This window comes from Bremerella volcania (assembly GCF_007748115.1).
Lineage (GTDB): Bacteria > Planctomycetota > Planctomycetia > Pirellulales > Pirellulaceae > Bremerella > Bremerella volcania.
The window spans coordinates 3,832,294-3,856,546 of sequence record NZ_CP036289.1; the positions used below are offsets into that span (position 1 = coordinate 3,832,294).

Here is a 24,253-nt window from a genome sequence, read left to right on the forward strand (position 1 = left end):
TAAAACGTGATTCGCACTGATGTTTTCTACGACTCATATTTTATGAAGTTTTCTAGATTTCGCCCTTACCAAAATTTGTTTGCCCAGATGTCCAAGATCTTGCTTGTTGACGCTAACATAAGAGAGCGAGAAGATGGCTTTCCACGCGCTTCGAACTCGCTACAATTGGGACATCACCCCCCCCTGACAATGAATAATCCCCCCATCGTTGTCGATATAACCGATTTATGAAACAAAATCGGTCGCTTCCTCGTCGTACTACCAGAGGCGAACCCCGGTCCCAGGCGGGCAATTTGGCAAAACGGCACCTAGCCTTGAAATAAACATTACGTACTTGCGAGTTTCGAGGAATGACTCAAGCTACCAATCCCTACCAAATGTGGTTGGGCCTGAACGTCACTGGTCGACCCGACTGCTATACGCTGTTGGGATTGCCCATGTACGAAGCAGACACCGGCAAAATCTTGGTTGCCGCGCAAAATGCTATGTCGCGCGCCTCAATTCCGATGGCCCCTGCCGACGAGCCACTCCGCCAAACATTGATCTCGGAAATCCAATTGGCCCAAAACTGCCTGTTGGATCCGGCACAAAAGCAAGCCTACGATCAACAATTGCAGGCTTACTTCAGTGGTCAAGCCGCTCCCGTTGCGTCCGCTCAACCCGTTAGCGCGGCGCCGGTCCAAGCGGCGGCACCCGTCAGTTCCCCGGCACCTTCTGATTCAAGCGGCGACATTCAGCTCAAAGCCAAGAAGACCACCGCCGCGACCTCCGCCAAAAGCCGCGCGAAGAATTCGGCGTTCGGCTTGTATATGGGTGGGGCAGCGCTTCTTTTGCTCGCCGCGATCGCCGGTGGAGCTTACTACGTTTTCACTGAGCCTGCTGATAAGCCCATCGCTCAAGCCGATCCCAAGCCGGAAGACACGACCCCCAAACCTCCCATCAAGGAAGAAACCGAGGAAACAAAAGGAAAGACTCCTCCTGGACCAAAATCCGGGACTCGTCCTACTTCCAACGATCTGGCCAACTCGATTCCTGGATTAGGCAATCCGGAGGAAACGATGGCTGGCATGCCGGCCATGAACAGCAAGCCGCCCGAGCCGAAAGCCACCGCCGAGGATCAAGCGGAACTGAAAGCCGCTCTGGAAACTGCCTGGGCGGGGATCCGTGAAAAGGACTTTGCCAAGTCATCCATTGCTTTGGACAAAGTTCGTAAGACCCCCAAAACACCGGAAGGAAAGACCGACTTCGAGCGCGTCGATCAGTTCGTCCAGGATCTGATGGCCTACAACAGGGCCCTCAACGAAGGCACGGCATCGCTACGCGAAAACGAAGAGCTCACCGTCGGCAGCACGACCTTCACCGTCACCACGCTTGATGACATGCGCGTCGTTATTCGCTTCGCAGGCCAGAACAAAGGGTACGAGCGGGGCGAACTACCCGAAGGTTTCCAGCGAGCGATCGCCCTGAGTCGCCTGAAGGGAGAAGACACCGTCAAACAGCGGATCGAAGCTTCTCACCTTTTGCTTTCGTTGAAGGCCGACATCGAATATGTCCGTGACTTGTGGACGAAGTCGGGTGCTGACGGAAGCGCTTTGGCCGCCTTGGAGGCGGACAAGAAGAAGTATCTCGGCAGCAGCATGGTGGCCTCCAGCACGCCGTCCAAGCCCACCGAGATGACTTCCACCCCAACCGAGCCCACCTCCATGACCCCCATGGAGAACACAGCAGCCGCGTCTGCGAATTCCAATGCGCAGGTCGATCAACTGGCTGGCCTCATGAAACAGGCACGTCAGCAGATCATCGACCGAAACGCTACGGCGGCACAGCAACTGCTCGCCCAGGCCGCGCCCCTGGCTACTGCGGCGAAGCACCAAGAGAAGCTCAACCAATTGAAACAAATCGCGGATTGGAATCAGCAATTCTGGCAGGCCGTTTCGTCGCGCCTCACCAAGCTTCCACCTGACTCCGATCTCGATGTGAACGGCACGATGATTCGTGTCGTCGAGTCGGATGCCAACCGTCTGGTAATTCGGATGAATGGCGAGAACCGCCGGTACACGCTTACTGATATCCCCGCCGGGCTGGCCAAGTTCCTGGCCGAAAGCGAACTGCCCACCCAGGCCGACACCAAGAAGATCATCGGCGCGTTTCTTTTGGTTACCCCAGATGGCGGACCCGAGCGGGCTCGTGAAGAATGGTCGACCGCCTTTCTCCCCGACGAAGAGATCAGCAGCTTGACCGCCGTGCTAGCAGACCCCTACAAGTTGGCCGATGACCTGATCGAGCAGGCAACCATTCCCACCGAGGCAGACATCTCGGCACCCGCCGCGGCATTTCAGGAAAAGTGGAGTTCGCGGATTCAATCGGCCCAGCGCTTGGACGATCACGCCAAGATCGGACAAGAGATGGCTTCCGCCGCGCTGGCTATGCCCAACGGTTCTCCCCAGCAGTTCGCTGGTTTCCGCTACGCACTGGCCGAGTCGGCGCGCGGTGGTGACTTCGCCACGTGCGATCAGATCATCCAAGACTGGCATACCCGCTTTGCGATCGATCAGGGGGAATGGCATCTCAAGGCCATGCAGCTAGCAGCCGGATCGAGCATGTCTTCCAAAGTCCACGCGGCCATTGTCCAGCACGCCATCAAGCATGTACCAGTGCTGAAAGCGGATGGCCAGACGAAAGCTGCTGGCGCGATGTTAAAAATCGCGGAAGACTCGGCAACTAAAGCACGAGACAAAGATCTGGTAGAAGCGGTTAAGCAGCTCAGCTCGGCTCCTTAACCGGACCGCCCCATCATGGGGAAATTCTTGGGGAATCGGATGCCGAGCATGAAGCTTCGTATTAAGCCTTTCCGATTATTCTAAAAGCTACATGCTCACTTAGTTAGCTAAGACTCCCCCCCTCCCCTTGCCGACAAGTGATATCAGGGGATGCAGTGCACGCATGCCTGGTTGCTCTGGCCAAAGGACGGCCTAAGCACGATTGATCGACGGGAAGGATGCCCGAATGCCCGCAGCCAAAAAATTAACCTCCCATTTGGCGGTTCTGACCCTTGGTCTAGGCCTGGTGAGCGCGTTGTGGTTCTGGGGAGCTGCTCCTTCGCCGGTGGAAGCGATTCCTCATCTGATTTCCCAGCCGCACCCCTACGATTACGATTGGCCCGAAGTCTATATGACGCTGGCCAACAAGTGCGGTGGCTGCCATCGCCCCAACACGAAGCGGCTCGATATGAGTACGTACGAAGCGCTTCTGGCCGGTAAGGTTGGCAAAGATCGGTTGGTGATTCCCGGCAATCCGAAAGACTCGGCCCTGATGATGTACATCGAATGGGACGAACATGCTCAGCCTGGCTCTGGCATGCCGCGCACCCCGGAAATGCCCCCCGATAAGATGGAGTGGCTCACGACCGGCCAGCAGGAAGCGATCTACCGTTGGATTGAGAACGGTGCCCTCGAGTACGCCCTGCCTGAGAACTGCAACATCACCCCGCTGACCGAGATGGAGTTTCCTTCGGCCAAGCAGTGTCAGTCGTGCCATCCCAAGCAGTACGACGAATGGTCGCGTTCAATGCACGCCTATGCCCAGCATAGCCCCGTGTTCGAGGCCTTCAACCTGACCCTCATGGAACGTACCAGCGGAACGCAGGGAACCTTCTGCACGCGCTGCCACACGCCGGTGGGTACCGCCCTGGGGGAAAACGGCAACCGGCGCAACATCCATCGCTCGCGAATCTCGATGGAAGGGGTCACTTGCGTCTCTTGCCATCGCCGGAGCACGAAGCATTACAAGTCCAGCGGCCGCGTTCCAGTGGAACCAGGCAAGCTGATAGACGCCTGCATGTATGGACCCTTCGACGATGCCGCAGGCGGCGAAGCGATGGGAACGCACGAGTCCCAGGGTCTGCCGTACATCAAGACGTCGCAGTTCTGCGGCGAATGCCACGACGTGACCAACCCGCAAGGCGTACGGCTTGAAGAAGCGTTCAGCGAATGGCAAAACAGCCCGGCCGCCAAGCAAGGGATTACCTGCCAACAGTGTCACATGGGCCCCGTGCAAGGCGTTCCTTTCAAAGACTGCGAACGTCCCCTCGGACGCGCCGCGGTCGTGCCTGACGTTCCGGAAGAACAGATTCCCCTGCGACGGCTCACCGATCATACATTCGCTGGTCCCGACTACTCGCTGCTGCCTGATACCGAGTTTCCCGAGAAGCTCGACTGGATGTACGAGGTCGATTACCGCAATTGGAATACGCTCACCGAGTACCAGAAAGAAACCATCACGGAACTTCGCAAGAAGAATCGCCATAGCAATCGCATCGCCGCTCAAAAGCGCTACGAAGTCCTGTCCCAAGCAGCGGACCTCTTCGTGAGCGCCCCTCCGACGGCCGGGTGTGGCGACAAGGTTCATATCGACGTCGAAGTCAAAAGCAAACTGTCCGGGCACAGCTTCCCCACCGGGTTCACGGCCGAGCGGCAAGCATGGGTTTCGGTCATCGTGCATGATGAACAAGGCCGAGTCGTCTTCAGTTCCGGCGACCTCGACGACAACGGCGACCTCCGCGACGAGCACAGCCACGCGGTGCTTGCCGGAAAGGTTCCCTACGATCGGTTCCTGCTCAATTTCCAAAACAAGTTCACCGCGCTGACCTCGGAAGGGACCGATCACTCGGTTGTTCTTTCGGTGAACCGTTTCCTGACGCCGATCAACATCGTGCGTCCGGCCGACGGCGTCTCGGCTTCGTTCGGTCGTCCGCCGACATTCCGTATCGCCAAGGGAAGCCTGGCTCCTCTCTCCAAGCAAGAGCAAAGCTATCCGGTACACCTGCCCAACGAGCCAGGCATCTACCGCGTCACGGCACGCCTCAATTTCCGGCACCTTCCTCCAACACTTCTGGATCGCATCGGAACGCCTCACTTGAAGCATCTGCTCGAGGTGGTCGTCCTGCAAGAATGGTGTGGCACGATCGAGGTCACTCCATGATGGCGCGCCGGCAATCCATCCTTCAGCAACTCCTCGCTTCGACGTGGTGCTCAGCGATCCTTTGCTGCGGCTCGGTCGTGCTGGGGGACGAGTCCCTGTTCGCAGAGCCCCCCGCCTCGGGGCCGGGCGAAAGACTCGTGCGCCTATCGATCCCTCACGTCGAATATACCAACATCGGGCCAATCCACGAGTGGCTGCTTCCTCCACTGGCCGAACCGATCGAGACGCCCCTCGAAACGCCTCACTTATTGCCACTGGCTACGCCGGAGAATGCCAATAGCAAAGCGTGGAAAGACGAGCCTCTGCCACCGCTGGATGAAGAACTGTGGGAGCATGGCGGATCGTATCTCTACGCCCCTGAAGGGGATCGTCTGGGCTGGCCCTGCGAGGATGAGCACGCAGACTATGAACTACTGCGGCTGCCGGAAGATTACATCGACCCAGAACCCTTCACCCTCTTCACGCAGTTCGAAGGGGAAGAGCCGATCAAACAGTATTCGCTCGACTGGTTCGGCCCCGGGGCTTACAACTGGGAGCCGCGCTTCGTCGCCTACGGCGGCTACCAGGTCAGTGCGATTGCCTTCAAGCAAGGCAACACGCGAAACGACGGCCTCGGGCATCAACTGCTGGTCGACCTCGACCTGCGTTTAACGGGGACCGAACGCTTTCATTTGCAGTTCCGTCCCATTGGCGATGGGAATACAGGCGGATCGTACTACCGCTTCAGCGATCCGGCCGGCTACATCGACAACAGCACCGGCGAGCCGCAGCGGTTCTGGTTCGAAGGCGAACTGCACAGCATGTTCTCCGGCTTCATGGATCCGTTCGCCGTACGCGATCTGCACATGGTTGGCGGCAAGTTTCCTTTCCAGCTGCACAACCAACTGTTGATGAACGACGAAATCCTAGGGGCCGTCATCAACAAGAACACGCTCTTCGTCGGGAACACCAGCAACGTCAACATCCAGGCCATCTACGCAGCCAGCGACGTCGACAATGTTGCGGACGCCAGCAGCCGGATGTACGGAACGAACGTCAGCGTCGACTACAAAAAGGTCTTCTACGAAGGGTCGTATCTGTACGTCGAAACGCCTGATGCCGCCGGCCGAGATCAACACTTCGCTGCCATCAGCCGCACCCAGTTTCATGGACGGCTGAACTATGCGACACGGGCTCTGTTCAAGTTCGGCGACGAAGCCGGCACGGGGTCAGGCGAACTGTTCGTCCTGGAAACGAACTACACGTACCTGATGCCTGCCCATCCGCTGGGCATCGAGTCAGGCGTCGCTTACTGCAACGTGTTCTACGCGACCGACGGCTGGAACTCGGCCGCCGGGGGCAACTTCAACCGTTTGCGAGCCGCCTTCGACGTGAACCCACTGGTGGCGATCTCGACGGGTACCAGCCTCGGAGAGAACTACGGGGCTTCGCTCGGAATCCAGTTGTTCCGTCATCACGAAGATGAATCGATCGCTCCGGAAATCGCCTTCCAAACCCCCAACGGCGACTTCGTTTACGGCTTTGGCCTCCGCTACCAGCGAAAGACCGGCAAGCGGACCTTCTTTGAAGTCCTAGGGGTGCTGAACCTCTCCGATAACGAGGCTCTTCGCCGTGATGGCGTGTTCGTCTCGGAAACGATCCTCTTCTAATCTGTCTTCGTTAAACTTCCGCGGCGATGGTTCCTCACGCTTGCCAATCGATTACAATCGGGCAATCCCCTGCTCTTTTTCCTCGATCGATTTGAGCCAAGATGCGACTTTACCAATCTATTGCCGCGGGCATTGCCGTGGTGCTGAGCGCTACGCCCCTGGTTGCCGGCGAAGCAGCCGAATTGACCCAAAAGATCAACGCGATCAGCGAAGAAGCCCTCGGTTATCCCGAGGCCGTCAAAGCGGTCACCAAGCTTAGCCAGATGAACGCCGACGCGATTCCCGAAGTGTTGGCGGCCATGAAACAAGATCGCCCCGTGGCGGCCAACTGGCTGCGAGGTGCCGTCGAGGCAATCGCCGACAAGGCCCGGCAAGAAGGGACGCCGATCGCCAATGAAACGCTGATCGAGTTCATCGAGACCAAGACGCACGCTCCCAAGTCGCGATCGGTGGCGTATCATCTACTCAAGCAGCAGGACGAAGAGGCGGCCAAGAAGCTGGTCCCCGGCTTCGAAAACGATGCTTCCTTGGAACTGCGTCTGTTGGCTGTCGATCGGCTGATGGAAGACGCCAAGGCGAAGGTCAAGGACGAACAAAAAGAAGAAGCCATCGCGATCTATCAACAAGCATTGACCGCCACGCGCAACGCGCACCAGGCCAGCTTGATCGCCGACGCGCTGAAGGAACTGGAAGTCGAAGTCGATACGACCGAGCATTTCGGTTTCCTCAAGAACTGGCACGTAATCGCCGCGTTTGAGTTCGCCAAGGGAGATGGCTTCGACGCCGTCTATCCGCCGGAGAAAGAAATCGACCTGGAAGCTTCCTACCCCGGCAAGCTGATCGACGAGATCCCTGCCCCCGCCAAGTGGCAACCGCTTCAGCTGGGCTCCGGCGAGAAGCGAGTCGATTTCAACAAGGCGTTTGCCCCGGTGAAGGAAGTCGTCGGCTACGCCGTCACCACCTTCGATAGCGACGAAGCCCAGGAAGTCGAACTGCGATGGGGTTCTCCCAACGCGACCAAAGTCTGGGTCAACGGCGAACTGGTTGCCTCGGACAAGGTCTACCATGCCGGCGACAACTTCGATCAATACACGGCCAAGGCCAAGCTGAAACCAGGCGAGAACACGATTCTGGTCAAGCTGGTGCAGAACGAGCAAACCCAATCGTGGACCAACGTGTGGCACTTTGAACTGCGAGTGTGCGACCACCTGGGCACCGCCATTGCCGATGCGAAACCTTAACCCTCGAGCGCGGAAACCGACCGATGCGTATCCTACTTAGTTTATTGTGCCTGGCCGCGATCGTTTCGACCACAGCTGCCGACTGGCGACAGTTCCGCGGCAACGACACCACCGGATCCTCCGCCTCGTGCGAACTGCCGGACAAGTGGTCGGCTGATGATGAGAACGTTGCCTGGAAGGTCGAACTGCCAGGCCGCGGGCCGTCGAGTCCGATCATGGTCGACGGAAAGGTCATCGTCACCACCGCCGATGGAGCCGATCTCGAACAGCTGCATGTGCTGTGCTTTTCCGCCGAAGACGGTAAGAAGCTGTGGCAACGCAATTTCTGGGCAACCGGCCGAACGTTCTGTCACCCGCAAACAACGCCTGCCGCACCGAGCCCCGTAAGTGACGGAAAGCACGTGTATGCCTTCTTCGGTTCCAGCGACCTGTTGTGCCTGGACCTGGATGGAAACCTAAAGTGGTACCGAGGTCTCGGTCACGAACACCCCAAGGCGGGTAACGACGTCGGCATGGCCAGTTCGCCGATCGTGCTCGACGATACGGTCGTGGTGCAGATCGAAAACCAAGGCGATTCGTTCGCTGCCGGGATCAACGCCGAGAACGGTCAAACGCGTTGGTTCCTGCCGCGCTCGGAACGAGCCAACTGGGCGTCACCCATTGCATTAAAGTCCGTCAAGTCAGGGGACGAGAGCGTTGCCCTGCTGCAGAACGGCGACGGAGTCACGGCCGTTTCCTCGAAGAGTGGCGTCGTCCTGTGGGAACTCGGCGGCGGGGCGTCGACGATTTCCACTTCCCTGACCACCGGCGACCAGGCCTTCATCGTCTCGAAAGGCCTGACGGTGCTCGACTTGAAGGATCCTCGCGTCAAGCCAGAGATCATCTGGGAAGCCAACAAGCTGAATCCCAATTCCATGAGCCCCATCCTGCACGATGGCAAGGTCTACACCATCAACGGCAGCGGAGTGCTCAACTGCGGAGACGCTGCTACCGGCGATCTTGATTGGTCGCTGCGTCTGAAGGGGAAATTCTGGGCCACCCCGGTCATCGCCGGCCAGAAGCTGATTGCCATCAATTACGATGGGCTGGCCATGGTGGTCGACCTGTCTGGCAAAAAAGGGGAGATCGTCGAAGAAATCGACATGGGCGAACACATTCAGGCAACGCCTGCCCTGGGCGACAATGCGATATACATCAAAGGAGATCACCACCTGTGGAAGATCGCTGGCAAGCAGTAAACTACAAGACATAACTCGTTACCTTACTTGCTTGAAGATGCACCGTGGTTGCTGAAATTGCCATTGCTCCGTGTGGTCCTATTACGGGATCGATTCGCCCCCCCGGCTCGAAAAGTCTTACCAACCGAGCTTTGATTATCGCTGCGCTGGCCAAAGGTCAATCGACGCTGACGGGTGCGCTCGAAAGCGAAGACACGGAAGTGATGATCGACAGCCTTCGTCGGATTGGCGTTTCCATCGCCCACGATCCGGCGAACCACACGCTGACCGTCGAAGGCAACGGCGGCAAGTTTCGCGGCGATAATACCGAGATGTTCATCGCCAACAGCGGTACCTCGATGCGTTTTCTCACCGCCCTGGCAACCCTCGGCACCGGCACGTTTCGCCTGGACGGAATCGCCCGGATGCGCGAGCGCCCCATCGGCGACCTGATCGAAGCGCTCCGGCAGCTAGGTGCCAACATCCGTACGGAACTCGACAACGCATGTCCTCCCGTGCTTGTTGATGCCCAGGGACTGCCTGGCGGAAAGGCCACCATCGCTGGCAACATCAGCAGCCAATACCTCAGTGGCCTTTTGATGGCCGCCCCTTACGCTTCCAGCGAAGTTCAACTGGAAGTCGACGGCGAATTGGTTTCGCAGCCGTACGTCCGCATGACGACGCAGATCATGCGTGACTTTGGCGTCACGCTCCAGGAAAACGATTGTCGCCGCTTCGTCATCCCCGGCGGGCAAACGTATCGCGGGCGCGAGTATGCCATCGAACCGGATGCTTCCGCGGCAAGCTATTTCTGGGGAGCCGCCGCCGTCAGTGGCGGCCAGGTTACCGTCGAAGGGCTCTCGCGCGATGCGCTGCAAGGTGACGTCGGCTTCTGCGAAGCGCTCGCCCAGATGGGCTGCCAGGTAGAGTACCAGGCCGATCAGATCACCGTCACCGGCGGAACGCTTCGCGGCATCCACATCGACATGGGCGAAATCAGCGATACGGTCCAAACCCTGGCCGCCGTGGCACTGTTTGCCGATGGCCCCACCACGATTACCGGCGTCGCCCATAACCGCCACAAAGAGACCGACCGGATCGGTGACCTGGCGTGCGAGCTTCGCAAACTCGGAGCGGCCGTCGACGAACGGGAAGACGGGATGACCATCACGCCAGGAAAGCCGCAGCCGGCTCGAATCGAAACGTACAATGATCACCGAATGGCCATGAGCCTGGCCCTGGTCGGCCTTCGCCAAGAAGGAATCGTGATCCTCAACCCGGGCTGTACGAGCAAAACGTATCCTCACTTCTTTGAGGACCTGGCAAAGATCTGCGGCAGCTAGAGCGTTTCCAAGTTAGGTGTAGCGTCCTGGGCGTCGGCGAGGCAAGCTGGACAAGGCGACCGAAGCAGGCGAATCCTCTAGATTCGCCGATGCAGGTCAACGAAGTCCCGTGCGGCAGCAGCCAGCCAAAGACGCTACAGATGAGTTGGAAACGCTCTAGTCTTGGGCTGAGTACGATCAAGAAAAAGAAAAAGCCGCACGAAGCGGCTAATGGCCAGCGCCGGCGATCAAGCCGAGGCTTTCACGGATCGAACGCAAGTCTTAGTTCGACCCGAAGGTTGCTGGAAATTGCGTGCCGGACAGGCCTCTTCCGAGGTAGGCGTCGGCCTTGTGAAGTGCATCCTCCACAGGGTTTGTCAGCGGGGGACTGATCATATCCGGGTCATGCGAGATAAAACCGGCACCGCAATGCTGGCAGGATACTTCGAGGCCAAGATACTCGACCTTGACCTGCAGCTTTCGGCCGCACGTGGGGCAGGGTTGGACGAAGTACGTGACTTTACACACGACGGCATCTCCTACTACCGCAACTGCTGATAAGTGTTGCCGAGAGACGACAGGCCCGACAACGTTCCAGCAGTATAGGAAAACACTGACGAAAAGCAACCGAAAAATCTGGCCTACGGTATATCAACACCTCTTTATAGCCACTACTAGGGAACCTAAACCTAAATTAAAGCTATTCATCTCTTTCTCCTCAATCGCTCCAAATTGACCAAATTCAGTTGATATCTCGGGTACCAGAGTTTTTTACCCCTATTCCGAGGGGCATGTCTTTCGATCATTTAAGTGTGATCTATCCTTCTTAAGAGTGGGCAGGCAAAGTTCAGAACCAGAAAAAAAATTGCCTGAAACGTGCAAAAGGATCGGGGGAAACCATGCACTGGCTGAGGATTAACCACACGTCTCGCGTCGTGGTAAGCGCGCTTTGTATTTGGGTCGCCTGCTGCGCTGCAGCGTCCGCCGAGCCTGTTCAACCTGAGTTTTCCACGCTGAAACGACTCGTTCGGCAGTACTTCTACAACGCACGCACCGGCAACAAGCCCATCTTGCTGACGCAAAGCCAGATTCTCGATCTGATGGAATCCCTGCGGGGGATGCATATCTACATCCCAGGCCGCAATCAGATTGCTCGCAGCTTTCCCCATGATCGTGAGTTTTTCGCTCGCTTCATCCTCGATGAACTCGCCCATGAGCCTGCTTGCAAATTTCCCGACGACCCGACATTCCTGCTGCAGAGAATCGATGCGATGTGTACTTCGCACGAATCGATCCGCCAATTAATGCGATTGGCCGGCAGGGGGGAAAGCCTCTGTCCAACGTGGATACCGGCCGATCCGCTGTTTCCTTCGCTGGAATCGGCGCGGCTGCAAGATCTGCTGGATGAGCATGGCGTAGAAAACGCCACCCAGGCCAGTCCCAGACGGCGCAACTACACGATCGAGCATTTGCTCGATGTATTGGAAAGCGTCTACAACACTCCGGCGGCTGAATCGACAACCGCCGTCACCTCATTTGACACGTTGGGCCGATAGAATCTGAACCGGCTCTCGCGGCAGATTGACGAAACCGTCGCTCGATTGAACCTCGACCCGGCTAATGGCGTCGACGACGTCCATGCCGTCAATCACCTCGCCGAATACGCAGTAGCCGAAGCTGCTGGAATCGTCGGTTCCGATGTGATCGAACATCGTGTTGTCGGCACAGTTGATGAAGAACTGGCACGTCGAGCTGTGGATGAAGCTGGGATCGCGTGACATGGCAATCGTGCCCCGCTTATTCTTCAGGCCGTTCATGGCCTCGTTCTGAATTTCGCTCTTGGTTTCACGAGGATTCATGTTCGCGTCGAACAAGCCACCCAGGACCATTCCCTTGGGCTGCACGTAGTGAAAAATCGTTCCGTCGTAGTGGTTGGTCGAGACGTAGTTGGTCAGAAAGTTGTCGACCGTCGCCGGGGCCTTCTTGGCGTCAAGCCGCAAATGAATATCTCCTTTGGTCGTCGTCAGAACGACTTCCGGAAACTCTTCGCCACGAAAGTCAGACCGCTTCCCTGGTTCGCTGCGAACATCCGTCGAGACGGTGTGCGAGGTCATATCCGTTCCACTCGAGCCAGGGTCATTGATGCTGACAGCCGGTGGATTGGCCGAATCGGACGATCCGCAGCCTGCGGTAAACAGGCCAAGACAAACGGCAAAACCGATAACGGCTACCGACGATGATAAGTGCGGGAACTTCATCAAGCACGCCTCCCTGCGCTACGCCTGAGGGTGAAGTGAACGGGTCAGGTTCGGGTCGGAATTTGTGGAGGTATTTTCGGGATTTCGGAAAATCATGCAACATGAGTTTCGGCAACCGCCAGGTACTTACTCCATCCACCCTAAATAACCCAGGTACGTATACATCCAAGGGTGAACCCAAGGATTGAGCGCCGAATAGCTGGCCGAGATCGCCGAAAACAGCAACAGCACGGCAAACAACAATTGCCCCCAGCGGGCATTCTTCCAGCGATCAAGCACTGGAATCATCGCGGTCAACCACAACGGAATCAGCCAGAAAGCCCATCGAAAGCCAGAAGTCATCCCGCCGTAGTTGCGATCCTTCAACGGCCGGAAGATATAAAACAGCACGCAGATCAAGGTCAGCAGAATGATGAAGCCGGCTACCTGGCGGAAGCTCCCTTTCTCGGAAAGCCAAAGCCCGAGCCCCAACAGAGAAAGAAACCACACTGGCGTCAGGGATAAGATCCCATGGTGCCCCAGCGTGACATGAAACGCGTAGCGGCCAATCGACTTCTCGCCCTTGTCGACCCCCTTCTTCACGCCTGGCTTCCAATAGCTGGTGTCGTAGTCGTACCAGTTATCCCAGTCCCGGACTTCAATACTTTGGTCGGTTCGCTGGATGGCATAGCGACGGTCGATCCCTTGATCGAGCACCACCCAGCGGTTGCCTGTTTCGCGGGTAATGATCTCGGCCTGGTCGCTGAGCTTGATATCGTGCTTTGCCAGAACGTCTTTCAGCTCTGGAGAAACTTCATTCTTATCGAGCGAACCATGCATCTTGGTTTCCAGCATGCCCAGCACCTCGCCATCGCCGCGATGGGCATACGGCGGACGCCACGAATCATGCGCGATGTAGTTGGTCAGCAGCGACGCCCCCAAAATGACCACCGCGGCTGGCACCCCGTAAAGAAGCGTTCCGACCGGCCGCTTGATCAGCATCGCCAGGCCGAGCAGCCCGAAGAAGCTGAACGCCGGCAAGTCATTCACCGCCGCACAAGCCGCGAAGAAACCAGCCCCGAGCAAATACCGAGCGTCTCCCCGGTCGTCGCACCAGACGCGAAGACCACAGTATAAAGCGATCGCCACACTCATCGCGGCCAGGCTGTGGTTATTGATCGTGACGGCGTACGTCGTCAGAAAGGTTCCGAAGGCAACCGTCGCCACAATGCCTATGCGCGCGAAATCGGACTTGGCATAGCGCTCGACGATCCAGATCGTCGCCCAAAGCAGCCCGAACAAAAGCAGCCCGTTGGTGGCGATCAGAATCGCGCGGCCGACGTAGTAGGGATGCTCGGAGATCTCCATGCCGACCGTGTTCTTAATCAGCCAGTACTCGCCAGCCAACACGCAGGCCATCAGCGGCGGCTTGCTGCTGTAGTAGTGGTACTTTCCATCAGGCCCCAGGTGATAAACCTTGTCGATCGAATCCCAGTAGCGGTCCTTGATCACCTCGTCGATGGCGAACGTCTGGTGATCGACCAGCGATCGCACGGTCGCCCAGCGGCTGCGGTCGTTCGCGCTGAGAAACGGATGCCGGTCATGCTGGGCCGTCACGGCAAAGATGCGTCCCACCGCGTTGCCCAGGCACACGGCGATCAGCAGCCAATAAACGGCCCAGCGCAAACGGTCGGCATCGGTCCACGTGTTGTCGGACTTTCGAGGAACTCTAGCTGGCTTCGTCACGCACGCCTACCTTTTGCGAGATGAAGTACGACTTGGTCTGCGGAGCCATCGTCGAACGAATGATTTCGGCCAAGAGGCCCACCGTGACGAACTGAGTCCCCAACAGAAGCGCGACGATCGAGTAGTAGAAGATGGCCCGCTTGTGCAGTTCGATCGGCTCTTCGACTTCGGCTAGTCGGTCGAACACCCACCACCCTGACAAGCCGAACAATCCCAGGAAGCCGATCGCAAAGAACAACAAGCCAATCCCACCCAACAGGTGCTGCGGGCGTTGACCATACCCCGTAATGAACGCCACGGTCGTCAGGTCAAGGAACCCTTTCAGGAAGCGGCGCACGCCGTACTTCGAGTGGCCAAACTGGCGAGCCCGGTGGTTGATGACGATCTCGCCCACCTTCCACCCGTGCGCCGCGGCCAGCACCGGCACAAACCGGTGCAGTTCGCCATACAAGCGGACTTCGTCGAAGATCTCGCCCCGGTAGCACTTCATCCCGCAGTTATGATCGTGCAGCTTGACGCCGGTGAGCGTGCTGACCATCCAGTTGAACACCCGCGACGGTCCGACCTTATGCCAAGGATCGTGCCGCACTTGTTTCCAGCCGCTGACCACGTCGTAGCCGGCAGCGAGTTGTTCCAAGAAGCGTGGGATCTCGTGCGGGTCGTCTTGCAGGTCCGCATCCATCGTGATGATGACGTCCCCTTGGGCTTCCTGAAAACCAGCATCCAGGCCGGCCGCTTTCCCGAAGTTGCGGCGGAACTTGAGCCCGCGGATGCGCGAGTCTTTTTCGACCAGCTTCGTAACCACGTTCCACGACTCATCCTTCGAGCCGTCGTCGATGAAGATGATCTCGACGTCGTAGTTATTGGCCGTCACGACTTCGCAGATTTCTTCGTGCAGTTTGTCGAGACTCTCGTCTTCGTTATAGACAGGGATCACCAGGGAGAGCTTCATTTGCTTCACTTTCCAAGCATACTCGTTATGCAGGGTTTTGGGCGGGATCGGTGGCCGAGCTTTCTTCGGAAGAAGGGGACTCCAAAGTCGCATCGTCCGTGGCAGGTTCATTGGCGGGAATTCCATATAGGATAATCGCCAGCGCCACCTCTGCCAAAAGCCAAGCCACCCGCAACAATACGGCCGACACCACCGCGACCACCGGTCCAAAGGCCGGGGCCATCATTTCCATAATCACGTATTCACGAACGCCCATGCCACCGGGGATGGGGGTCACAAAGCCAACGACCATCGCCAGGCAGACCGTCGCGGCCAACAGGGGAAACATCGTCAGACCGCCAGCCATTTGCGTATCCGCATCGGGAATACTCGCCATCGTCGCAAACAGACTGCCTCCCAGCAGCGTCCAGCCGATGACGTTCGCCCCCCAACCCCAGGCCATCGTGGCATAGCTCAGCCCCGCCAGCTTGTCTTCGATCTCGGGATTAATCCGCGAGACCTTCAAAAAGAGGACCAACGCGCGGAACACCGGGGGCAGCGTCACGAAGCTGGCGCCCAGGCCAATGCCAATCGCCGTCCACAATAATAATTGCTGCTCGGAGAACCAGATAATGATCAAGATCGCGCCGTAGACCGCACCCACGGCAACCATCGTCAGCGTTTCCGCGAATACGGCCGTAGCAACAACCGATCGCTGGAGATTGGTCCCTTGCACGAGCGAAGTTCGCAGCACGACGACCAATGCTTTCCCGGGAACGTACTTCCCAAGGTGACCAATGAAGTAGGCTCGCACCGCGCTAAACAGCCGCGGTTCCTGCTTCATCGCCTTCATCAACCGGTACCAGTACAACGCCATCGGCAGGGTGCCAAGCAGGTAAAGGACGCCTGCCAGCACGATCCAGGGCCAACGAAGTTCTTCGAAAGAAAAATTTTGTTGCTGAACTTGGGCGATCGCTTTTTCAATATTTCGCCATATCCCCCAGGCAACCAGCACCATCACAATGAGCTGAATTGCATTCATCGCGCGCGACTTCCACACCTTCGCTCCTTTGGCTGGCGTGTCGTCCGGGCAATCTGGGCTTGCTGGGGAAACCAAAACGCGGTCTCTGGCGGCATTGATAGCGGATGTGGATAACTTGGCGATGATAGTCTATTGCAAACAGCCTGCGAACCCCAAGGACGTTTCCTCCGTAGTGCCATAGCGAAGTCCGAGATAGGGAATTCTCCTCGCGGCTATGCTTGCGGCAAGAATGCTGTCAAATGTCGCTTTCCCGTTTCCCCAATAATAGTTAGGATTAGCGGCACAAGTTGCATGATGCACGTGCTGTGCGAGGAGTATGAGACTGTGTACGCCGCCTGCTTATTAATTACATCCGCCGTTCTTGGCGTCGATTTCGGCTATCAGCCCACCGATCAAGGGCAGCTGGAATATATTATTCAGATCGAACCGGAAGCGCTCGAGAAGCTCAAAGCGGGCGAAGCGATCCAGGTCGGTCTTCCTCCGAACGTGCAGCGCGTTCAGGTTTTCCGGGTTCAGGTTGGGGATGCAGAACTACCCAAGATTCTGCCCACCGCCTACGAAGAGGCGGTCAACGAGCGGACCAACCCGATCGGCCTGATGCCGACCGAGTCTCCGAAGCTCTCCGCTCCGCCGGAAACGACTTCCGCCGCCGATACCAAGCCGGCATTGGGAGATGAACTCGCTCAGTACATCCCCCGCCAAACACGTACGCTTCCATCCGGGGCAACCGAGCCAAGTCCTACGAGCAGCACGCGCAGCAACACGGCTGCGACCAATGGCGGAACGAGCTATCCGCCGATTCCTGGTGCGGAAGAACGCTATGGCGGCGCGACGACGTCAGGATCGCGTTTCTCGGTACCGGCCACGCCTGGCAGTCCTTACAGTGCGGTGCAAACCAGCGGAACGACGCCGCTGGGCTCGGCTGCTTCGCCTACTGGCAGCACAAGTGGTAACGCCACCAGCGGTAGCCAGTACAGCGGCGGAACCACCAACCCCGGCGGCACCAACTGGAGTGCGACCTCGCAAAATAGTGGAACAACCGCCAACAACACCGGCACCACCAACTCTGCATCCGGCACGACGAACCCGTACCGCTTCAATCAGCCTGCCGGTGGCACCAATCAAAGTGCGCCGGATTTGATCTCGCCGTCCGATTCCAACAACTGGGTCTCGAATAACACCGGTCAATCCAATACCGGCCAATCGAACACCGGTTCGGCTTATGGCAACAATCAAACCAACCCAGGGACCGGTCAAACAGGCCAAACCGGCGGGATATCGCCCCCGAATAACAACGGCAGCAACTACAATTACCCCGGAACCAACAACGGATCGCAGCAACCGCAGAACAATACCAACCCATCAGGCAGCAACCCGAACACCGAAAACCCTTGGTTGACCGGTGCCTGGAACAACAACCAGACCGGAGGCAATACGGCTCCTTACAGCCCAATGCCCAACAACAATCAACCGGCGCAGAACAATCAACAGCCGCAGTACAACAACCAACAACCGCCGGCTGGCTACAATCCTCAGCAGCAGCCGTACGGCAACAACTTCGTGAACAACGGTTATGGGCAGCCACCGTACAACTACAACGGTAATCCCAACTACCCGTACAACCCCCAGGCCCCTTACTACCAAGGGCAGTACGCTGGACAGCAACCGGTCGCACAAGTTGCCTGGAATCAGCCGGCCGGTACGGCGCCACCGGCCCAACAGCAGCCTCAAAACACCACTACGAATGCTTCGGTTTCCGACGCCGAAAAAGAAAAGGAAGTCGTGGAGAAAATCGTCGAGAAGGAAGTCGAAACACTGCCATCGTGGTGGCCATTCCTGGCGTTTGGCTTCCTCCTGTCGTTCTGTGCCAACGGCTACATGTTCATCATCTCGCAAGACTTCCGACACAAGTATCAAGACCTGCTGGAAGACGTACGCGACCTGCGCACGATGTCGAACGACTAGTCAGGTAGGGCCCGCGTGTCGCGGGTCGGATACTTGGTTCCCGTTTCACGACCCGCGACACGCGGGCCCCACAAAATCCAAGAAAAAAGGCCATCGAAGTCGTTGCTTCGATGGCCTTTTTTTCGTTTCGAATCGAACTTCCAGCAGCTCTTAGAACGGAGCTTCGTCGCTGGCCGACTCTTCCGCTTTCTTGGCGGTCTTTTTGGTCGCCGCTTTCTTGGTGGTCGACTTTTTAGCCGACTTCTTGGTGGCTGCTTTTTTCTTGGTGGTTTTCTTTTTCGCCGTCTTTTTGGCGGCTTTCTTCGGGGCTGCCTTCTTCTTGGCCTTCTTTTTCTTGGTGCCCCCCTTGGCGGCGCGATCGGCCAGAAGCTGCAAGGCAACTTCCATCGTCAACTCGTCAGGAGAGGCCCCCTTGGGCAGCGAGGCGTTCGTCTCGCCGTCGGTTACATAGGGGCCGTAGCGGCCATCCATGATCTTGATCACTTCTTCAGTCACCGGCGACTTGGCGAGCGTCTTGAGCGGTTCTTTCGGAGCCCCTCGACCGCCCCGCGTCTTGGGCTGGGCCAACAATTCAAGGGCCTTCTCCATCTCGACTTCGATCGGAGAAATATCGGCCGGCAGCGAACGGGTTTCGTCGTTCCACTTCACATAAGGACCGAATCGCCCGTTGTACGCGACGATCGGTTTCTGATCGTCAGGGTGCAGACCCACTTCGCGCGGCAGCGAAAGCAGTTTGATCGCCGTTTCCAGGTTCACGTCCCCCGCGTTCATCCCTTTGAGCAGCGAAGCATTCTTCGGCTTCTCGTCGTCATCCGGCGAGCCCATCTGCACGTACGGGCCGAATCGGCCGGTCTTCAGATAGATCGGCTTGCCGGTCTCGGGGTGTTCGCCCATCGGCTCTTCCCCTTTTTCGGACTGCTCGAGAATTTCCATGGCCCTGGCCAGGTCGATCTCGTCCGGTGGCAGTTCGTCGGGGATCGATCCGCGGCGCTCGCCCTGTTCGACGTAGGGTCCGTAGCGGCCAACCCGCACGAAGACCTCGTCGCGATGCTCTCCTTCCTCGGGAACACCGAGCGGAATCGAGTTCACGCTACGAGCATCGACGTCCTTGATGCGTTCTTCGATGACCTGCTTCAGGCCGTGATTCTCGACGCCGAAGTAGAACTTCTTGAGGTAGTCGTTGGCGTCCGCTTCTCCGCGGCTGATGCTGTCGAGGTCGTCTTCCATCTTCGCGGTGAAGTCGTAGTCGACCAGTCGCTCGAGGTGCGCTTCTAGCAGCCCCACCACGGCAAAAGACGTCCACGTGGGGACCAGTGCGTTCCCCTTCTTGAAGACGTATTCGCGGCGGAGAATCGTATCGATAATCGAAGCGTAGGTACTCGGACGCCCAATCCCCATTTCTTCCAGGCTCCGGGTCAGCGAAGCTTCGCTGAAGCGGGCGGGGGGCTGCGTGGTGTGGCTCTTCGGATCGAACTCTTTGGCATCGACCTTCTGCCCTACTTCCACGGATGGAAGCAGCGTTTCGCGGTCGGCCAGTTCGGCCTGAGGATCGTCCGAACCTTCGACGTAGGCCCGCAAAAAGCCGGGGAAATCGATCGTCTTACCGCTGACGTAGAAGACCGCTTCTCCCCCGCCGATGTTGATCGAAATGCGGTGACCGCGGGCATCGGCCATCTGGCAGGCCACGGTTCGTTTCCAGATCATCTCGAACAGCTTGAACTGTTCGGCGCTCAGTTCTCCTTTGAGCGATTCCGGCTTGCGGAATTCGTTGCCTGCTGGTCGAATCGCTTCGTGAGCTTCCTGGGCGTTCTTCACCTTCGAGGAGTAGACCCGAGGCTTTTCGGGCAGGTAGTCTTTGCCGTATTCGCTTTCGACCAGCTTGCGCGACGCGTCAATCGCAACCTGGGCCAGGTTGGTCGAGTCGGTACGCATGTAAGTGATGTAACCGTTTTCGTACAGGCTCTGAGCAACCTGCATCGTCCGCCGAGCCGTGAAGCCGAGTTTACGGTTGGCTTCCTGCTGCAACGTACTGGTCGTGAATGGAGCGGCCGGCTTGCTGGTGTACGGCTTGTTCTCGAGATTGCTGACTGAGAAGTCAGCACTGCGAATGCGTTCCAGCAGCGACTTGGCCCCTTCTTCATCAAGCAGCAGCAGACCTTCTTTGTTGACCTTGCCGGTCGACGAATCGAAGTCGCGGCTGGAAGGAACCCGCTTGCCGTCCGCTTCGACCAGGGTCGCTTCGAACGACTGGCCGTCGACTTCAAACGTGGCGACCAGGTCCCAGTAGGTGGCCGAATGGAACGCCATGCGGTCGCGCTCGCGCTGCACGATCAGACGCACCGCGACGCTTTGCACGCGGCCGGCCGACAGTTTCGGTTTGATCTTTCGCCACAAGAGCGGGGAGACCTCGTAGCCATACAAGCGGTCGAGAATACGCCGTGTTTCCTGGGCGCGGACCAGCCCGTCGTCGATGGTACGCGGGTGTTCCAGGGCTTCGTTGATGGCCGTTTCGGTGATTTCGTGGAAGACGAGCCGATGCACCGGGACTTTCGGCTTCAAGATTTCCTGCAAATGCCAGCTGATCGCTTCCCCTTCGCGGTCTTCGTCCGTCGCGAGGTAAAGTTCGTCCGACTCCTTCAGCAGCTTCTTGAGCTTGGTGACCTGTTGTTTCTTATCGGTCGGAACGATGTAGACCGGGTCGAAGTTGTCGTTGACGTTGACCCCCAGGTAGGCCCATTCCTGGTCTTTGTATTCCTGCGGGATTTCCTTCGCCCCCTGGGGCAAGTCACGAACGTGACCGATCGAGGCCTCGACAAGGTAGTTCTTTCCGAGAAATTTTGAGATCGTCCGAGCCTTGGCTGGGGACTCGACGATTACCAAGGCCTTCTTGCTGTTACCCGATTCCGCCATGAATGATCCAATACAATGCGACTAGTGCCGTTACGGCCTGCGGTGCTTTTTGCCTGACGTGAAAACAAAGGTGCTTCGACGTAATGTTCTTATCTGCCAAACCCGCTGGTCAAATTTAACGTTGAGCCATACGCTTTCCGCCAGACGAAAAATCGTTGCAGATGGCGCGAATTTTTTGAAAACTCAGCTCGTTCTCTGAAAATTTGGTGAAGCTTTCCCGCGCTTCGCAAAATTTGCGACAAACAGCCCTAAAGGAAAGCCGCTGCTACGTTTGCGGGCTGTGATTGGGATTGTATAAACCACAATTGCCCCTACAATCGTTCGAATTGTTCATTCCCGCAAAGCAATCAGTAGTGCGTCTTGACTCCTAATGTCAAGGGGGCGGGACATTTTAACACCCCATCGGCGGTTCCAATTTTCGATAGGTGACAATGGCCACTCCGTTCAAAGTCTTCCGCGATAACCAGAAAATCTTAATGGTCGTTTTTGGCGCCCTGTTGATGGTCGCCTTTGTCGTCCTTCCGCCAATTCTGCAGTTTGGTTTCTTCTCGCAACAAACCAGTAACGAACGCGGCGACGTTGTGGTCGTGGTCGACGACGAGGAACTTTACCGCCCCGACATCGATAATCTCGTCAACAAATACGATATCGTCGCCCGCGTGATGGCCGAAGCCATCGGGCAGTCGCTGATCCTGCAGGGCTCACCCAAAGCGCCCATGCCACCAATCCCGGGTCTTCGCATTGTGCCCGCCAGCCAACAAAGCCCAGGCGGTCCGCAGTTCATGCCGGTCGGTGCGGAAGAAGCCGTGCTGTACTACGCGTGGGTCAAGAGGGCGGAAGAGCTGGGCATGGTGGTCGACGACGAGTCGGTTCGCGAATTCATGCGTGAATCGTCGGGCGGACGCCTGAGCGATTACGACTACAACGCGATTCTCAGCACCGTGACCGGCGGCCAAGGCCCCGGTTTGAATTACGACTACTTCTTCGAGATGCTGCGCGAAGTCCTCACGGCCCAGAAGCTTCAGGCCCTGGTCTTCCGCGACGGTCGCGTCGTGACGCCTGGCTCGGCCTGGGTCGCCTACCGCAACATGAACCGCACGATCTCGACCGAAATGTTCCCGGTCTCGGCCAAGGATTTCATGGATCAGGTGGGCAGTCCGAGCAGTGCCCAGATCGAAGAACTCTTCAACAAGTACAAGCACCAGCCTGCCAACCCGGCGATGAACCAGATCGGTTTCATGCAAATGGACAAGATCTCGCTGGCGTACGTGAAGGGGGACATCAACGACTTCGTCGAAGCCGCCAAGGCGGAGATCACCGACGAGCAGGTCGCCCAGTACTACGAAGAGAACAAGGATTCGTTCCGCAAGCCCGTATTGCCATCGGCGGAACCAGAAGCCCCGGCTAGCACGCAACAGCCCTCTGGCGAAGAAACGCCGGCTCCGATGAGCGAAGAAAAGCCGGCTGCCGGAGACGCCAAGCCGATGGAAGAATCGACCGAGCCAGCATCCGAACAGAAGCCGGCTGAGGAGATGAAGAAGGAAGAAGATCCTGCCGAAGAGCCGAAGGAAGAAGCCAAGCCGGAACCATCGGCAGAAGAGAAACCTGCCGAGGAAAAGCCTTCTGAAGACAAGCCAGCGGACGACAAACCGGCTGAAGAAAAGCCCGCCGAAGAGCCTGCCAAGGAAGAGCCCACCGCGGAAGAATCTTCGCGGAACGTCACCAACGGTAATGTTCAACTGGTCAGCTTCCTGCAGGAAGACGGCGAAGAAAAGCCAGCCGCCGAAGAGAAGCCTGCTGCCGAAGCCCCGATGGAAGACGCCAAGCCGGAAGACAAACCGGCCGAGGAAGCTCCGACGGAAACCCCGGCTGCGGATGCCCCTGCCGCGGATGCTCCGGCGACCGACGCACCGATGCCAGAAGCTCCCCCGGTTGAGTACAAGCCATTGGCGGAAGTGCAGGATCAGATTCGTACGCGTCTGGCCCAGCCGATTGCTCAGAAGCAAATGAGCGAGGCTTTGGCCGAGATTCGCGGCGTGCTGCAAGCCAAGTACGAAGAGTTCCGTTACCTGGAAACCAAGTCGACCAAGTCCCCTTACGACACCGACGAAATCGAACGTCTGGCGACCAGCATGGGCTTGAGCTTTGGTGCGATGCCGTTGATGGACTTCTACGAAGCTTCGCAGTCGGCCCTGGCCCAGGAAGCGGTCCACGTCGATTACACCTTCGACCAGACCTCCGGCCTGCGAACGATCAACCGTTCGATGGTCGCCGAAGCGTTCCAAACCAATAGCCCTCTCTTCCAGCCGCGTCTGTTCCCTGGGGCTTCGCAAAGCTCGATGATGTTCCGCCAGAACATCCAGGCCGAAGTGCAGTACGTTTACTGGAAGACGGAAATGAAGGATGGTTACGCTCCGAAGCTGGACGACGTGAAAGATCAAGTCGTCGCCGCCTGGAAGCAGCAGGAAGCCGGCAAGCTGGCCAAACAGGCTGCCGAAAAGCTGGCCGAGCAGATCAAGTCGAAGGAAGACCTGAACAAGGCCGCCACCGAGCGAAAGGCCGGGGTGATCGTGGCCGAGAACATCACCTACTTCAATCAGCTTTCCGGTGGTCAGGGCCTGTCGCTGGGGACGATCCCTGGCGTGGATGACGTTGGCCAGATGACGATGGAAGCGCTCTTCAGCGCCCCAGTCGAAAGCACGACGGTCGCTCCGAACGTCGGTGAAGACGTCTACTACGTCGCCTTCATCACCGCCGAAGCGGAAACCAACGAAGAGCTTCGAGAAAACATGATGGCCGCCATCCAAGGCACCCTGCCCGCCAGCGTTTCGCAGTACGCCTCGCAGGAAGAGAACCTCGTGACGCGAGCCATCCTGCTCGACTTCTTCGATCCCAAGCGTATCGATTGGAAGATCGACCCGATGGATCTCGAGTCGCGTTCGTAAAACGCACTTGCAAGAAACAGCAAAGGGCCGGCAAATTTGCCGGCCCTTTTTTATGGATTGCAGGTGTA

At 57.8% G+C, this 24,253-nt stretch carries 15 protein-coding genes; 10 read left to right on the plus strand and 5 right to left on the minus strand.

Annotated elements, in window-relative coordinates:
• Positions 1-350: 350 nt before the first annotated feature.
• From Pan97_RS15225 to Pan97_RS15255, 8 genes are all read left to right on the plus strand, one after another.
• On the plus strand, positions 351-2,780 hold the full coding sequence (locus tag Pan97_RS15225; protein WP_144973955.1) for a hypothetical protein: 2,430 nt from the start codon (positions 351-353) through the stop codon (positions 2,778-2,780).
• A 226-nt stretch (positions 2,781-3,006) separates the two neighbouring features.
• Positions 3,007-4,980: a multiheme c-type cytochrome gene (locus Pan97_RS15230; protein ID WP_144973957.1), complete on the plus strand. Its 1,974-nt coding sequence runs from the start codon at positions 3,007-3,009 to the stop codon at positions 4,978-4,980.
• Complete coding sequence (locus Pan97_RS15235; protein WP_144973959.1) at positions 4,977-6,629, plus strand: hypothetical protein; 1,653 nt, start codon at positions 4,977-4,979, stop codon at positions 6,627-6,629. Before Pan97_RS15230 ends, Pan97_RS15235 begins: the two co-directional genes overlap by 4 nt.
• A 101-nt stretch (positions 6,630-6,730) precedes the next feature.
• Positions 6,731-7,870, plus strand: coding sequence for a hypothetical protein (locus Pan97_RS15240; RefSeq protein ID WP_144973960.1), 1,140 nt, complete (start codon positions 6,731-6,733; stop codon positions 7,868-7,870).
• Between the two features lie 23 nt (positions 7,871-7,893).
• Positions 7,894-9,108 carry a PQQ-binding-like beta-propeller repeat protein gene (locus Pan97_RS15245; RefSeq protein WP_144973962.1) on the plus strand — a complete coding sequence of 405 codons (1,215 nt, stop codon included), beginning with the start codon at positions 7,894-7,896 and terminating at the stop codon, positions 9,106-9,108.
• 44 nt (positions 9,109-9,152) lie between these two features.
• A complete protein-coding gene (gene aroA, locus Pan97_RS15250; RefSeq protein ID WP_144973964.1) occupies positions 9,153-10,430 on the plus strand; it encodes a 3-phosphoshikimate 1-carboxyvinyltransferase in 1,278 nt (425 codons plus the stop codon).
• 384 nt (positions 10,431-10,814) lie between these two features.
• Positions 10,815-10,967, plus strand: a complete 153-nt coding sequence (locus Pan97_RS26305; RefSeq protein WP_165698777.1) for a hypothetical protein — start codon at positions 10,815-10,817, stop codon at positions 10,965-10,967.
• A 341-nt stretch (positions 10,968-11,308) separates the two neighbouring features.
• The gene (locus tag Pan97_RS15255; protein WP_144973966.1) at positions 11,309-11,965 is read left to right on the plus strand and encodes a hypothetical protein; all 657 of its coding nucleotides are present in this window, start codon (positions 11,309-11,311) and stop codon (positions 11,963-11,965) included.
• Here the strand turns inward: Pan97_RS15255 and Pan97_RS15260 are convergent.
• From Pan97_RS15260 to Pan97_RS15275, 4 genes are all read right to left on the minus strand, one after another.
• Positions 11,942-12,667, minus strand: coding sequence for a peptidylprolyl isomerase (locus tag Pan97_RS15260; RefSeq protein WP_196782113.1), 726 nt, complete (start codon positions 12,665-12,667; stop codon positions 11,942-11,944). The two genes, Pan97_RS15255 and Pan97_RS15260, sit on opposite strands and share 24 nt — an antisense overlap.
• Positions 12,668-12,793: 126 nt before the next feature.
• Positions 12,794-14,392, minus strand: coding sequence for a hypothetical protein (locus tag Pan97_RS15265; protein ID WP_144973968.1), 1,599 nt, complete (start codon positions 14,390-14,392; stop codon positions 12,794-12,796).
• Positions 14,376-15,344, minus strand: a complete 969-nt coding sequence (locus tag Pan97_RS15270; RefSeq protein ID WP_144973969.1) for a glycosyltransferase family 2 protein — start codon at positions 15,342-15,344, stop codon at positions 14,376-14,378. The genes Pan97_RS15265 and Pan97_RS15270 overlap by 17 nt, the downstream gene beginning before the upstream one ends.
• 25 nt (positions 15,345-15,369) lie before the next feature.
• A complete protein-coding gene (locus Pan97_RS15275) occupies positions 15,370-16,383 on the minus strand; it encodes a lysylphosphatidylglycerol synthase transmembrane domain-containing protein (RefSeq protein WP_144973972.1) in 1,014 nt (337 codons plus the stop codon).
• Between the two features lie 306 nt (positions 16,384-16,689).
• On the opposite strand from Pan97_RS15275, the gene Pan97_RS15280 reads away from it, so the two are divergent.
• Positions 16,690-18,330, plus strand: a complete 1,641-nt coding sequence (locus Pan97_RS15280; RefSeq protein WP_144973974.1) for a hypothetical protein — start codon at positions 16,690-16,692, stop codon at positions 18,328-18,330.
• Between the two features lie 150 nt (positions 18,331-18,480).
• Here the strand turns inward: Pan97_RS15280 and topA are convergent, their stop codons facing one another.
• A complete protein-coding gene (gene topA, locus Pan97_RS15285) occupies positions 18,481-21,240 on the minus strand; it encodes a type I DNA topoisomerase (RefSeq protein WP_144973976.1) in 2,760 nt (919 codons plus the stop codon).
• Positions 21,241-21,716: 476 nt separating this feature from the next.
• Between topA and Pan97_RS15290 the strand changes: the two genes are divergently transcribed.
• Complete coding sequence (locus Pan97_RS15290; RefSeq protein WP_144973977.1) at positions 21,717-24,185, plus strand: hypothetical protein; 2,469 nt, start codon at positions 21,717-21,719, stop codon at positions 24,183-24,185.
• Positions 24,186-24,253: the final 68 nt, after the last annotated feature.

Excerpts from the sequence above, each read along its gene's own strand:
- Pan97_RS15240 (WP_144973960.1), top strand. The coding sequence starts at position 6,731 with ATGCGACTTTACCAATCTATTGCCGCGGGCATTGCCGTGGTGCTGAGC.
- Pan97_RS26305 (WP_165698777.1), top strand. The coding sequence starts at position 10,815 with ATGCGAGATAAAACCGGCACCGCAATGCTGGCAGGATACTTCGAGGCC.
- Pan97_RS15270 (WP_144973969.1), bottom strand. The coding sequence starts at position 15,344 with ATGAAGCTCTCCCTGGTGATCCCTGTCTATAACGAAGACGAGAGTCTC.
- Pan97_RS15245 (WP_144973962.1), top strand. The coding sequence starts at position 7,894 with ATGCGTATCCTACTTAGTTTATTGTGCCTGGCCGCGATCGTTTCGACC.
- Pan97_RS15260 (WP_196782113.1), bottom strand. The coding sequence starts at position 12,667 with ATGAAGTTCCCGCACTTATCATCGTCGGTAGCCGTTATCGGTTTTGCC.
- Pan97_RS15235 (WP_144973959.1), top strand. The coding sequence starts at position 4,977 with ATGATGGCGCGCCGGCAATCCATCCTTCAGCAACTCCTCGCTTCGACG.
- topA (WP_144973976.1), bottom strand. The coding sequence starts at position 21,240 with ATGGCGGAATCGGGTAACAGCAAGAAGGCCTTGGTAATCGTCGAGTCC.
- Pan97_RS15230 (WP_144973957.1), top strand. The coding sequence starts at position 3,007 with ATGCCCGCAGCCAAAAAATTAACCTCCCATTTGGCGGTTCTGACCCTT.
- Pan97_RS15225 (WP_144973955.1), top strand. The coding sequence starts at position 351 with ATGACTCAAGCTACCAATCCCTACCAAATGTGGTTGGGCCTGAACGTC.
- Pan97_RS15290 (WP_144973977.1), top strand. The coding sequence starts at position 21,717 with ATGGTCGTTTTTGGCGCCCTGTTGATGGTCGCCTTTGTCGTCCTTCCG.
- Pan97_RS15255 (WP_144973966.1), top strand. The coding sequence starts at position 11,309 with ATGCACTGGCTGAGGATTAACCACACGTCTCGCGTCGTGGTAAGCGCG.